Annotated in this window: 9 protein-coding genes and 1 tRNA gene; 2 read left to right on the plus strand and 8 right to left on the minus strand. The window is 73.0% G+C overall.

Going from position 1 to position 12806, the window contains the following annotated elements; all coding sequences use genetic code 11:
- Nucleotides 1–98: 98 nt before the first annotated feature.
- The 3 genes from selB to ACYVAQ_RS12505 all read right to left on the minus strand — a co-directional run bounded on the left by selB (nucleotide 99) and on the right by ACYVAQ_RS12505 (nucleotide 3309).
- Nucleotides 99–1871, minus strand: coding sequence for a selenocysteine-specific translation elongation factor (gene selB / locus ACYVAQ_RS12495; RefSeq protein WP_460789942.1), 1773 nt, complete (start codon nucleotides 1869–1871; stop codon nucleotides 99–101).
- A 1-nt stretch (nucleotide 1872) separates the two neighbouring features.
- Nucleotides 1873–3177 (minus strand): L-seryl-tRNA(Sec) selenium transferase, encoded by a 1305-nt coding sequence (gene selA, locus ACYVAQ_RS12500; protein ID WP_460789944.1) that lies wholly within the window; start codon nucleotides 3175–3177, stop codon nucleotides 1873–1875.
- Nucleotides 3178–3213: 36 nt separating this feature from the next.
- Nucleotides 3214–3309: transfer RNA gene (locus ACYVAQ_RS12505), tRNA-Sec, on the minus strand.
- Between the two features lie 29 nt (nucleotides 3310–3338).
- On the opposite strand from ACYVAQ_RS12505, the gene selD reads away from it, so the two are divergent.
- Nucleotides 3339–4322 carry a selenide, water dikinase SelD gene (gene selD, locus ACYVAQ_RS12510; RefSeq protein WP_460789947.1) on the plus strand — a complete coding sequence of 328 codons (984 nt, stop codon included), beginning with the start codon at nucleotides 3339–3341 and terminating at the stop codon, nucleotides 4320–4322.
- A gap of 131 nt (nucleotides 4323–4453) precedes the next feature.
- Here the strand turns inward: selD and nrfD are convergent, their stop codons facing one another.
- The 4 genes from nrfD to ACYVAQ_RS12530 form a co-directional block, all read right to left on the minus strand.
- The gene (gene nrfD / locus ACYVAQ_RS12515) at nucleotides 4454–5545 is read right to left on the minus strand and encodes an NrfD/PsrC family molybdoenzyme membrane anchor subunit (RefSeq protein WP_460789950.1); all 1092 of its coding nucleotides are present in this window, start codon (nucleotides 5543–5545) and stop codon (nucleotides 4454–4456) included.
- Nucleotides 5542–6531: a 4Fe-4S dicluster domain-containing protein gene (locus tag ACYVAQ_RS12520; protein ID WP_460789952.1), complete on the minus strand. Its 990-nt coding sequence runs from the start codon at nucleotides 6529–6531 to the stop codon at nucleotides 5542–5544. The genes nrfD and ACYVAQ_RS12520 overlap by 4 nt, the downstream gene beginning before the upstream one ends.
- Nucleotides 6531–9815, minus strand: coding sequence for a formate dehydrogenase (fdh, locus tag ACYVAQ_RS12525; RefSeq protein WP_460789954.1), 3285 nt, complete (start codon nucleotides 9813–9815; stop codon nucleotides 6531–6533). The genes ACYVAQ_RS12520 and fdh overlap by 1 nt, the downstream gene beginning before the upstream one ends.
- A 64-nt stretch (nucleotides 9816–9879) precedes the next feature.
- Nucleotides 9880–11097, minus strand: a complete 1218-nt coding sequence (locus tag ACYVAQ_RS12530) for a PucR family transcriptional regulator (RefSeq protein WP_460789957.1) — start codon at nucleotides 11095–11097, stop codon at nucleotides 9880–9882.
- Between the two features lie 183 nt (nucleotides 11098–11280).
- On the opposite strand from ACYVAQ_RS12530, the gene ACYVAQ_RS12535 reads away from it, so the two are divergent.
- Complete coding sequence (locus tag ACYVAQ_RS12535) at nucleotides 11281–11661, plus strand: thioesterase family protein (protein WP_460789960.1); 381 nt, start codon at nucleotides 11281–11283, stop codon at nucleotides 11659–11661.
- Here ACYVAQ_RS12535 and ACYVAQ_RS12540 read toward each other — a convergent pair.
- Complete coding sequence (locus ACYVAQ_RS12540; protein WP_460789962.1) at nucleotides 11588–12619, minus strand: FUSC family protein; 1032 nt, start codon at nucleotides 12617–12619, stop codon at nucleotides 11588–11590. The two genes, ACYVAQ_RS12535 and ACYVAQ_RS12540, sit on opposite strands and share 74 nt — an antisense overlap.
- Between the last annotated feature and the right edge of the window lie 187 nt (nucleotides 12620–12806).

Genomic DNA, 12806 nt, shown 5'->3' on the forward strand with positions numbered 1-12806 from the left:
CCGCCCGACGTTCCCGCAGGCCGCGGCCACCGGCAAGGCCCCAGGCCGGAGCAGCACCCCGATTGGTTCGGCCCGACAACCGCGGTTGGCGGCCGCTCCTACCGGACGACCTGACGGAGCACACCGTCCAGGCGCCGGGTCCACCCCCGCCGGTCGAGGTGCTCCAGGAGCGGGATCACGACCCGTCGCGTCGTGCCCAGCGCCTGCCGCGCGTCGCTGGTGGTGAACGGCTGGTCGAGGCGGGCGAGGACCCGCATGGCGCGGGCGGGCGCGTCCGGGAGGAGCACCACGCCGTCTCCGAGTCGCAGCAGCCGGCCGGCCCGCTCGGCCGCGCCGAGCTCGCGCGCGCCCAGCCCGGCTGCGGCGAGGTCGTCGGCCTCCGGCGCGAGGAAGGGCTGCTCGCCCAGCCGCTGCTCGAGGCGGGCGACCGCCGCCTCCGCGACGCCGAGGCCGCCGTGGTCGGGTGACCGCAGGTAGCCGCTGTCGCTGACCAGGCCGGCCCGGCGGGCGACGACGTCGAGGATCGCGTCCGTGGGGAGACCGAGCAGGTCGCCGGCCGCCGAGCGGCTCAGCCCCGGGGAGAGCGGCTGGGTGCGGTGCAGGTCGGCGACGAGGTCCGCCAGCCGTCGGGCCCACCCGCCGGCCGCGGCCGGGTCCACGAGCCAGTCACCCTCCACCAGCACCCCGTCCGGTACGTCGCCGGCGACACCCATCCGCCGCAGGAGGCCCCGTTCCACCGCACCCCTGCGCGCCATCTCGGCCGCGACCCGGCCGGCCGGCGTGAGGGCCGCCAGCGCCTCGCCGCGCCGGGCGGCGTCACCGCGCCGACGCAACGCGGGCGGGTCCACGTCGAGCACGAGGGCACCCCCGAGGATGCGCTCCCCCGGCTGCCGCAGGACGAGCCGGTCGGCCACGCTCACGGGGACCGGGCGGTCGAGGGTGAGCCGGGCGTGGTCGGCCGAGAACGGCCGCACCCGCGCCGACAGCGCGGCGCTGCCGAGGTGGGCCGTCACGCGCTCGGGCACGTCCTCGAAGCCGACCCCGCCGACCCGGCGTACGTCGACGACGGTGGTGGTCCACCACGCACCGGGCGTCACGAGCGCGTCGCCGCGCCGCACCTCGGTGGCTGCGACGCCACGCAGGTTGACCGCGGCCCTGCTGACCGGCTCCAGCCGATCGACCGACCGGCCCTCGGTCTGCAGCCCGCGCACGGTCACCGCCCGGGTGCCGTCGCCACCGACGACCTCGAGGTGGTCGCCGACGTGCACGGTGCCCGACGGCAGGGTGCCGGTCACGACCGTGCCGGCCCCGGTGATGCTGAACGAGCGGTCCACCCAGATGCGCACCCGACCGTCGCGGGGCGGGTCCGGCAGCGCGGCGAGCACCTCGTCCAATGCCGACGCGAGCTCGGCCAGGCCGGTGCCCTCGACGGCAGACACCGTGACGGCGGGTGCGTCCGCGAGGCCGGTGCCGGCGAGCTCACGGCGTACGTCGGCGAGGACGTCGCTCCCCTCCGCCGCCCGGTCGGCGCGGCTGAGCACGATCACGCCGTGCTCGATGCCGAGGGCCGCCACCGCGTCGCGGTGGTCGCTGGACTGCGCCTGCCAGCCCTCGTCGGCCGCGACGACGAACAGCACGACGGGCGTGGGTCCCAGGCCGGCCAGCATGTTGCCGAGGAAGCGCTCGTGGCCCGGGACGTCGACGAAGGCCACGTCGCGCCCCGACGGCAGCGTGGTCCAGGCGAAGCCGAGGTCGATGGTCAGCCCGCGCCGCTTCTCCTCCGCCCAGCGGTCCGGCTCCATCCCGGTCATCGCGCGCAGCAGCGTGCTCTTGCCGTGGTCGACGTGGCCGGCGGTGGCGACGACGTGCACGTCAGCGGTCCTGGAGCCCGGCGAGCACCTCGCCCACGACCCGGCCCACGACGTCGTCCTGGCCCTCCGGAACACAGCGCAGGTCGACCAGGCACGCCCCGCCGCGGGTGTGCGCGAGGACGGCGGGCTCGGCCGCCCGCAGTGCCTCGGCCGCGGCCTCGGGGAGCGACAGCGCCCAGCCGCGCAGCGGGAGTCCCGGAGCGCCCCCGCCACCGACCCGTCCGTCGTGCGGCACGACCTCCACGCCCAGCGCCCCCGCCAGCGCGTCGGTACGCCGGCGCAGCTCGTCCGCCTCCGCGTGGATCGCCCGCACCACCGGGGACGCCGCCCCGTTCAACGTCGCCTCCAGCGCGGCCAGCGTCAGCTTGTCGACCCGTACGGCGCGCGCGAGCGGGTGCCGCGCGAGTCGCTGGACCAGGTCGCCACGACCCAGCAGCAGGCCGGCCTGCGGGCCGCCGAGCAGCTTGTCACCGCTCGCGATCACCAGGTCCGCGCCGGCCCGCAGCGCGGTCGTGGCGTCCGGCTCGTCGGGCAGGGCGGCGTCGGGCTCGAGCAGGCCGCTGCCCAGGTCCGCGACCAGCGGGACCTCGACGTGGGCGCGCAGGTCCGCCAGCGCGACCTCGCTGGTGAAGCCCTCGACCCGGAAGTTGCTCGGGTGCACCTTGAGCACGCAGCCGGTGTCGGGACCGATCGCGTCGAGGTAGTCCTGCAGGTGGGTGCGGTTCGTGGTGCCGACCTCGCGCAGCCGCGCACCGGTCGACGCGATCAGGTCGGGCAGCCGGAAGCCGGCGCCGATCTCGACGAGCTCCCCGCGGCTGATGACCACCTCGCGTCCGGCGGCCAGCGCGGTGGTCGCGAGGACCAACGCGGCGGCACCGTTGTTGACCACGAGGGCGTCCTCGGCCGCGGGGCACCGGCGCAACAGGGCGGACCGTGCCGCGACGCCCCGCTTCGACCGCAGCCCGGTGCCGAGGTCGAGCTCCACGTCGACGTACCCGCTCGCCGCGACGACCGCATCCACCGCGTCCGGCGACAACGGCGCCCGGCCGAGGTTCGTGTGGACGACCACGCCCGTGGCGTTGATGACCGGCGTCAGGCTCGCGGCGCGCCGCGACGACAGCGCCTCGACGACGAGCGAGCGGACCGCATCGGGCGGGACCTCGCCACGACGCGCCCGGTCCTGGGCGTCGACCACGACCCCTCGCACGAACCCGTCGCCCCACCGGTCGCGCGCCTGCACCGCCTCGGGGAGCTCGAGCAGCACGTCGGTGCGCGGGATCAGGCGCCGCGGATCGACCTCGCTCATCGGCACACCTTCCTGCTGGTCGCACCCAGGATCGCGTGGCGGAGGCGGACGGGAATCGAACCCGCCAGACCGAGATGCTCGGCCTCCTCGGTGTTGAAGACCGGGGGGCCCACCAGGAACCCAGACGCCTCCACGCGGGCCCAACCTATAACCTCGCGAGCGTGAGCACCGCCGAGACCACCCGCCTCACCGGCTACGCGCACGGCGGGGGATGCGCCTGCAAGATCCCGCCCGGTGAGCTCGAGGACGCCGTCCGCGGCCTGACCGGTCAGCCCGGCGCGGAGGTGCTCGTCGGGCTCGACGCCGGCGACGACGCGGCCGCGGTCCGGGTCGGCGACCTGGCGGTGCTCTCGACGGCCGACTTCTTCACGCCCGTGGTCGACGACGCCTACGACTGGGGCCGCATCGCGGCCGCCAACGCGCTCTCCGACGTCTACGCCATGGGCGGTACGCCGATCATGGCGATCAACCTCGTCGGCTGGCCCCGGGGCGTGCTGCCCCTGGAGCTGATGACCGAGGTGCTGCGCGGCGGTCTCGACATCGCCCGGCAGGCCGGCTGCCCCGTCATCGGCGGCCACACGATCGACGACCCGGAGCCCAAGTACGGCATGGCGGTCACCGGCGTCGCCGATCCCGACCGGCTGCTGCGCAACGACGCGGCCGAGGCCGGCCTGCCGCTGACGCTCACCAAGCCGATCGGCGTGGGCCTCCTCAACAACCGGCACAAGCAGACCGGCGAGGTGTCCGCGGCGGCCATCGACGTGATGACGACGCTGAACCGCGACGCCTCCGTGGCCGCGCTGGCGGCGGGCGCTCGAGCGGCCACCGACGTGACCGGCTTCGGTCTGCTCGGTCACCTGTACAAGATGTGCCGCGCCTCCGGCGTGGGTGCCGTGATCGATCGCGGCGCCGTACCCCTCGTCGAGGGTGCGCGGGAGGCCCTCGAGGCCGGCTACGTCTCCGGCGGCACCCACCGCAACCTGGACTGGGTCTGGCCCCACCTGCTCGCCGACGGCATCGCCGAGGACGACCTGCTCCTGCTCGCCGACGCCCAGACCTCCGGCGGCCTGCTCGTGGTCGGGGAGGTCCCGGGCTACCCGGTCATCGGGCACACCACAGCCTCGGGGGTCCTCGAGATCCGCTGATCGCCCTGCGAGCCGCTGCAGATTTCCCAAGGTATGTAGCGGACTCCGCGCTTACCTGCCTGTACAGAGGATGGGAAGCGCAGAGTTTGCTGCATACCTTGGGAAATCTGCAGCTGCCCCGACGAGGAACCTCAGCCCGCCGTCGTGATGGAGTCGTGCGTGACCCCCGCCGCCCGCCGCTCGGCGAGCCGGCGCTTCTGCGGCTCGACCGTGTAGCGCGGGTCCTTCGCCGAGTGCAGGCCCGCCTCGAAGACGCCGAACCGGGTGAACGCGGAGGCGGTCATCAGCGCGGCCCCGGAGGCCACGGCGACGGAGCGCGAGCGTCCGGCGAACAGGGAGCCGATACCGCCGGCGATCGCCAGCCGCTCGGCCCACTTCAGCAGCTTGCCCGGCGTGCCGTGGTGCAGCGGCTCGAGCAGCACCGGGTCCATCCGGCTCTCCATGTACTTCATCGCGGCGATGTCGCCGATGACGCCGAGCTGCGCCAGGGTCCGCGCCGGACCGGTCTCGGCAACCGGCGTGGTGATCATCGCGAGTCCGCCGGAGGCGAGCGACGCCGAGCTGATGAAGACGAAGGGCAGGTCGCGGTGGGCACCGTTCCAGGTCGGTACGGCGGTGTCGGCGAGCAGCACGGCGGTGTAGCCGGCCAAGGGCGGCCCGAACAGCCCCGCCTCGAGACCGGCCGGACCCTCGATGAGGCGCAGCAGCCTGCGCAGCGGGCCGAGTGGCAGCCGCTCCCCCGTCAGCCGGTCGACCTCGTTCGCGACGGCGCCGCTGAGCCCGACGCTGAACGCGGTCAGGATCCAGGACCCCACGCTCATCGGCGAGGTGACCTTGAACGTGCGCAGCATGTTGTAGAACCGCGAGGGCTTGCCCAGGTCGGCGACCAGCGCCGCGCCAGAGATGCCGACCGCGGTCATCGCTCCGAGCCGGGCGTTGCGCCGCAGGGTCTCCCGGCCGGTCAGCTGGGCACCCGCGGCGATGACGCCCGAGCCGCCGGCGACGCCGCCCACGAACAGGTAGAGCGCCACGGGCCACTCCCACGGCGGCGGCTTGACGATGTTGTGGCCGTAGTACGAGCTGAACTCGACCGGCGGGACCATCGACTCCTCGTGGTTGCCGTTGCCGCCGGCACCTCCGTCGACCCGCTTGCGACGCCCTCCGCCGCGCCGCTTGCGGGGCATCGCGGGCGGTCGGACGCTGTCGTACTCGGAGGTGCTCATCGACGCCCCTTGAGGAAGGAGTAGGTGGCGGCTCCGACCATCCCGAGCATCGCCATACCGGCGCGCTTGTACATGGTCGGGAGGTCGGCGGTGCAGACGCGCGGGTCGGGCGGCAGGCCGTACACCTCGGGCTCGTCGAGCAGCAGGAAGACCGAGCCGATCCCACCGACGCCGTCGAGCTCGTTGGCGCCGTACAGACGGGCCTCCGTCATGCCCTGGGCGTGCAGCTCGGCGACCCGCTCGCGCGCCTGCTCGACCATGTCGTCGTGGTCGCCGAACTTGATCGACGTCGTCGGACAGGTCTTGGCGCACGCCGGCGTCTCGTCGTCGAGCAGCCGGTCGTAGCAGAGCGTGCACTTCTGGGCGACGCCCTTGTTCGGGATCTCGGGCTGCTCGCCCTTGCGTTGCCCCTGGCGCGTGGTCGGAGCGGCGGTGCCGTCGCTGCGACGCTCGACGACCCCGAACGGACACCCGCCGACGCACGTCCCGCACCCGTTGCAGACGTCGGCCTGCACCACCACGGTCCCGAACTCGGTGCGGAACAGCGCGCCCGTCGGGCACACGTCCAGGCAACCCGCGTGCGTGCAGTGCTTGCACACGTCGGAGGCCATCAGCCAGCGGAACTCAGGGGTGTCCGGCGGCGTCACGTCGACAGCGGGCTCCGCGTCCGCGACCCGCAGCGTCGGCATCCCCAGGTCGACCAGCGCCTGTCCCGACGCCTTCGCCTCCTGGATCCGCTCCGAGCTCTGCTCGATGAAGGCCACGTGCCGCCAGGTCGAGGCACCCAGCGCCTGGGTGTTGTCGTAGGACCACCCGGTCAGCTCCAGGTCACCGTCGCGCGGGTTCTGGTTCCACTGCTTGCACGCGACCTCGCACGCCTTGCAGCCGATGCAGATCGAGGTGTCGGTGAAGAACCCCTTGCGGTGCTGGTGCGTGTGCCAGTCGACATCCGCGATCGGGTCGGTCGGCCCGGCCAGCTGGCCCATCAGTCGTCCCCTTCCGTGCGCGGCGTCAGCCGGACGTTGTCGGTCTCGGTCGTGACTCCACCGCGTTCTCGATACTGCTGGACCAGCGCCTCCAGCTCCGCGCCGTGCGGGCGGCGGCCGGCGATCACGTCGCAGGAGCCGACCTTCGACTCCTGGATCTGGGTGTTCGGGTCGAGCGTGACGCCGATCAGGTCGTTCGCGGCGTCACCCGCCACGACCGCGTCGCTGCCCTGGCCCCAGTGGTAGGGCAGCCCGACCTGCTGCACCTCGCGGCCGTTGATCGTCAGCGTCCGGACCCGGTCGGTCACCAGCACGCGCGCCTCGATGGCCGCGCGCGGCGAGATGATCGTCGCCCACCCACCGTTCTCCAGCCCGCGCGCGGCGGCCAACTCCGGAGAGATCTCGCAGAACATCTCCGGCTGCAGCTCGGCGAGGTACGGCGACCAGCGGCTCATGCCGCCCGCCGTGTGGTGCTCGGTGAGCCGGTACGTCGTGAACACGAACGGGTAGACGTCCGCGCCCGGGTCGCCCGCGCTCGGCGCGTCCAGGTTGTCCTCGCGCGGGAAGATCACCCGGCTCGGCGCCTGCTGCTGGTTGTAGAGGGCGTTCCGGACGGGCGACTCCTGCGCCTCGAAGTGGGTCGGCAGCGGACCGTCGACCAACCCCTGCGGAGCGAACAGCCAGCCCTTCCCGTCGGCCTGCATGATGAACGGGTCGTCACCGGCGAGCGCGGCGGGACCGCCGAGCTCCGGATCGGGCCGGGCGTGGGGCGCACGGTCGACCGGGAAGTCCGGCACGTCCGGACCGGTCCAGCGGCCGGCCTCCTCGTCCCACCACATGTACTTCTTCCGCTCGCTCCACGGCTTGCCGTCGGGGTCGGCCGACGCCCGGTTGTAGAGCATCCGCCGGTCGGCCGGCCACACCCAGCCCCACTCGGACTGGGTCAGGCCCGGCCCGCCGTCAGGGGTACGCCGGGCAGCGTGGTTGGTCGCGTCGGCGTACACCCCGGTGTAGATCCAGCAACCGCCGGCGGTCGAGCCGTCGGCCTTCATCTGGGTGAACGACGACAGGCTCTTGCCCTTGTCCGGTCCCTCGACGAAGAACCCGTTGATCTCGGCCAGCACGGCCTCGGGGTCCGGGTTGCCGTGCTCGTCGGGCGGGTAGTCCCAGGTCATGTCCAGCAGCGGCCGGTCACGCTCGTCGGTCGAGCCGGCGAGCCGCTCCCGGATCCTGAGCCCGAGCTCGTAGAAGAAGTCGAGCTCGCTCTGGCCCTGACCCGGCGGCTGCACCGCCTGGTGGCGCCACTGCAGCATCCGCTGCGTCTGGGTGAAGGAGCCGGCCTTCTCGACGTGGGTAGCCGCCGGCATGAAGAACACCTCGGTCGCGATGTCCTCGGTCCGCAGCTCACCCGAGGTGATCTCCGGACCCTCCTTCCACCAGGTGGCGGACTCGATCATGTTCAGGTCGCGGACGACGAGCCACTTCAGGTGCGACATGCCGAGCCGCTGCTGGCGGCTGTTGGGCGTGCCGACGGCCGGGTTCTGGCCGAGGATGAAGTAGCCGTCGACCTGGTCGTTGAGCATGTCGATGCAGGTCTGGTAGGTGCTGTGCGGGCCGTTCAACCGGGGCAGGTAGTCGAAGCACCAGTCGTTCTCGGCCGTCGCCGCGTCACCGAACCACGCCTTCAGCAGGCTGACGCAGTAGTTCTCCGCATCGGCCCAGTAGCCCTTCTGCTTCTTCGAGGCGATCGCGTCGACCCAGTCGCGGAAGGTGTCGTGCACGCCCACCGACGGCATCGGCAGGTAGCCCGGCAGCAGGTTGAACAGCGTCGGGATGTCGGTCGAGCCCTGGATGCTGGCGTGCCCGCGCAGCGCCATGATCCCCGAGCCCGGCCGGCCGATGTTGCCCATCAGCAGCTGCAGGATCGCCGACGTACGGATGAACTGGGCGCCCTGCGTGTGCTGGGTCCAGCCGGTCGCGTAGCCGAAGCAGGTGGTGCGCTCGCGACCCGAGTTCGCGGCGATCGAGTCGGCCAGGTAGGCGAAGTCCGCGCGGCTGATGCCGCACATGGCCTCGACCATCTCCGGCGTGTAGCGCGCGTAGTGCCGCTTGAGGATCTGGAACACCGACCGCGGGTGCTGCAGCGTCTCGTCGCGCAGCACCTTGGGGTGCTCCAACGCCGGTCCGCCGTCACCGTGCTCGTCACCGGCTGCTCGCTCGCCGGCGCTGGTGCCGTGCTCGACGTGCCCCTGCGGGCCGCCGATGCCGCCGCCGTCCTCGGTCGCGTACGCCCACGAGCTGCGGTCGTAGGTGCCGGTCTCCGGGTCGAACCCGGAGAACAGGCCGTCCAGGTCCTCCGCGTCGCGGAAGTCCTCGTTGATGAGCGTGGCCGCGTTGGTGTAGGCGACGACGTACTCCCGGAAGTACAGCTCGTTGCTGATCATGTGGTTGATCAGCGCGCCGAGCAGCACGATGTCGGAGCCCGCCCGGATCGGGATGTGCCGGTCAGCGACCGCGCCGGTCCGCGTGAACCGCGGGTCGACGTGGATCAGCCGAGCACCGCGTGCCTTGGCCTCGGTGACCCACTGGAACCCGACAGGGTGCGCCTCCGCCATGTTCCCGCCCATGAGGACGATGCAGTCCGCGTTGGCCATGTCCTGCAAGGACTGGGTGGCCCCACCGCGGCCGAACGAGGCTCCCAGACTGGGAACCGTGGCGGAGTGTCAAATACGGGCCTGGTTCTCGATCTGGATCGCGCCCGCGGCGGTGAAGAGCTTCTTGATCAGGTAGTTCTCTTCGTTGTCCAGCGTGGCGCCGCCGAGTGAGGCGATGCCCATCGTCCGGCGCAGCTTGCGGCCCTTGTCGTCCAGCTCCTGCCAACCGCGACGGCGGGCCTCGATGAAGCGGTCGGCGATCATGTCGATCGCCTGGTCGCGGTCGAGGTCGGTCCAGTCCTTCGCGTACGGCGCCCGGTAGCGGATCTTCGTGACCCGCAACGGGTTGTTCACCAGCTGCGCGCTCGAGGAGCCCTTCGGGCAGAGGCGTCCGCGCGAGATCGGCGAGTCCGGGTCGCCCTCGATCTGGATGACCTTCTCGTCCTTGACGTAGACCTTCTGCCCGCACCCGACCGCGCAGAACGGGCAGACGCTCTGCACCACCCGGTCGGCGGTCGCGTTGCGCGAGGTCATCGCCTTCGTCTTCGCGGACTGCACGGCCGGCCCGCGGCCGAAGCGATCCGTTCGCAGCTGCCGGAGGACCGGCCATTCGAGCGGACTCAGGGGCATGGTTCGACCCTAGCGGCCGGACGGACGCGCGCAGAAGGGTGACGCGGCGGGTTTGTTCGCGAGGTCAAAGGCGGTTGTGGGGGTGCGTACGACGACCCCGCGCCATGTTCACGGCGTACGACGCGGCGGCCAGCTCGGCCAGCGCGAAAGCATCCGACGTCGAGCGGCCCGTCAGCTCCTGGATCCGGCGCAGCCGGTAGCGGACCGTGTTCGGGTGGCAGTGCAGGACCGTCGCCGCGACGTCGGCCGAACCCGCCGCCTCGAGGTACGCCGCCAGCGTCTCCAGCAGGGCGTCCCGGTCGTCGTCGGGAAGCGTGAGCACGCTGCCGAGGACCTCCTCGGCGAGCCGGTCCCCCTCCCCCGGCGCCTGGGCCATCAGCGCGGCGAGCGGGCTGTCGCCGAACATCGTCACCCCGGGCGAACCGGACGGACGCATGGTGAGCGCCGCCCGCGCCAGCTGCAGCGCGCGCGGCGAACCGCTGATGGGCCGGTAGAGCGGGCTCACGCCCACCCGGTTGCGCGCGACAGCGCCGAGGATCTCGAGCAGCTCGTCGGACTGGTCGGGGCGGACCGCGACGATGCCGAGCTGCAGGGCGGGCGTCAGTCGCCACGCGGAGGCGATGTTCGCAGCGGCCAGCTCGCGCTCGATGCCCGGCAGGGCCTCCTCGGCCAGCCGACCGGTCTCGGCCGCGACGACGACGAGCTCGCCGTCGGGCGGCAACCCGAGCAGCGCCGCGGCGTCCCACGGCCCCGCGTCCGACGAGGTCTGGCCGGTCAGGACGGCCTCGACCAGGGCCCCCCGGCGCCGCTGCTGGCGCAGCATCAGCTCGGCCGTCGTCATCCGGTACGCCTCGGTGACCGCCACGGCGTGCTGGTCGGTCAGCTGCCAGACCCGGCTCGCGGCGTCCAGCAGGGCGAGCTCCGACGACCCCGGCTCGAGCGTCCGGGACCGGGCGACGAGCGCGTCCCACAGCGTCGCGAAGCTGATCCGGTAGGCCTGCAGCACCTCGGGCAGCGGCGCTCCCTGGTGGGCGCGACGGCGCCCGGTCTCCCGGGGTACCTCGAGGTCGGGCGTCCCGTCCGGGTCGGCGAGGGCGGCGATCATGAACCGCATGTTCTGGGTGACCGACCGTGCCAGCTCCGTGGCCGGGACCAGCTCACCGTTCGCGTAGAGCGGGATGCGCTCGCGGACCAGACCGCAGGCCTGGTCCACCAGCGCCAGGAGCTGTCCCTCCGCCCACTCGGCCAGCTCGGCGAGCACCGGCTCCTTCGGCCCGCTCACCGGCGACACCTGACCACGAACCCCAGCATGGCTGCGAATCTACCGCCGCTCGCCGGTCGGGCCGGCCCTCCACGGAGCTCGGATCGGCGAGCGTTGCCCGGCGGCACAGCATCGCTTGTCCCGTTCCACAGATCTGCCCCGCGGCGATTCCCCGACCCCTCGCGACCGTGCTATCCCCGGATGGTGAGCGAGCACCACGTGGACGTGGCCGACACCGCCGCCGCGATCGGATCCGGCGACGTACCGTGCCTCGCCACGCCGCGGCTGCTCGCCTGGTTCGAGGCGGCGACCTGCGAGCTGGCCCAGTCCCTGCTCGACGAGGGCCAGACCACCGTCGGCACCGGCGTCGAGCTGGAGCACCTCGCGGCGTCCGCCGTGGGCAGCGCCGTCACCATCACCGCGACCGTCCGCGAGCGCACCTCGCGCTGGCTCGACTTCGACGTCACGGCACAGGAGCCGGGCACGGGCCGGTCCCTGGCCCGCGGCACGATCACGCGCGCGATCGTGGACCGGCGGGACTTCGTGACGCGCCTGCGCCAGCAGCCCGTTCCGTCCGGTCCCTGATCACGTAGGTGACGACGAACCCGCACAGCACCCCGAGCATCGTCCCGAGCGCACGGGACTCGAGCAGCTCCCGTACGCCGATGGGCGCGGCCAGCTCGGTCATCAGCATGATCATCGGGGTGAAGAAGCTCAGCGCCAGCGTGTAGTTGGCCGCCATGAACAGCTCGGCCGGGAACAGCAGCACGATCACGACGATCGCCAGCGACCGGGGGCCCATGCCCGTCGCCAGCAGCAGGGCGGTGATGCCGAGGCCGGCGAGGGTGCCGACGATGCGGTGGACCCCGCGCCAGAAGCGACCGCGGGGGTCGGCCGCCGCGAGCGTGACCGCGGCGCCCGCGATGGCCCAGTTGACGTGGCTCAGTCCCACGACCAGGGCCAGGCCTCCGGCGAAGGTGACGGCGACGGCGTACCGGAACGCGTGCAGGACGGCCGCGGGTCGCGACCGCACCCGCTGGCCGCGGAACGCTTCCGTCACGGCGCGCGGCGTGATCGGGCGGGCGTCACCGCCGGACAGGCCGATGCAGATCGCGATCGCGGCGCCGGCTGCCGCGATCAGCCAGGACGCGACGGGCGCCAGCACCGCGCTCGGCACGCCGGCGATCGCCCCCAGCGCGAAGAGGCCGTAGAACGGGCCGTCCGGTCGCAGCGCGAAGAAGTCGGCCAGGAGCGAGCCGGCGACCGCGAACGCCGCAGCGGTGGCGATCAGGACCTGCGCGGACGCGTGCTCGTGCGCGAGCAGCACGCCGAGCGCCGTACCGGACAGCAGGAGCAGCGCACCCTGGGACTGGTGCAGCAGCCGCATCACCCGCGAGTCGGCGCGCCCGTACATCCCGGTGAACGACCCGAACACCGCGTAGATGATGAGGCTGGGGCGGTCGAGGGCGACGAGCGCGAGGCCCGGTACGACGAGGCCTGCCGCCACCCGCACCGCGTGCGCCCGGTCGCTCTCGGGAACCACCCGACCCAGGCGACCGGCACTCGTCATACCCCACTGCCTTCTCGCGTTGCGTCAGTCGCACCGATGGTGCCGCACACCGGCGCCCGTCCGCCACCCGCTTGGGGGCCCGGACAACACCCGTTGTCGGCGTGCGTGCAACCCAGATCACACCGGTCGCCCGTGTCGTCCCGGACCCGTCGGGCACCGC

It is taken from the genome of Nocardioides maradonensis (assembly GCF_054777115.1).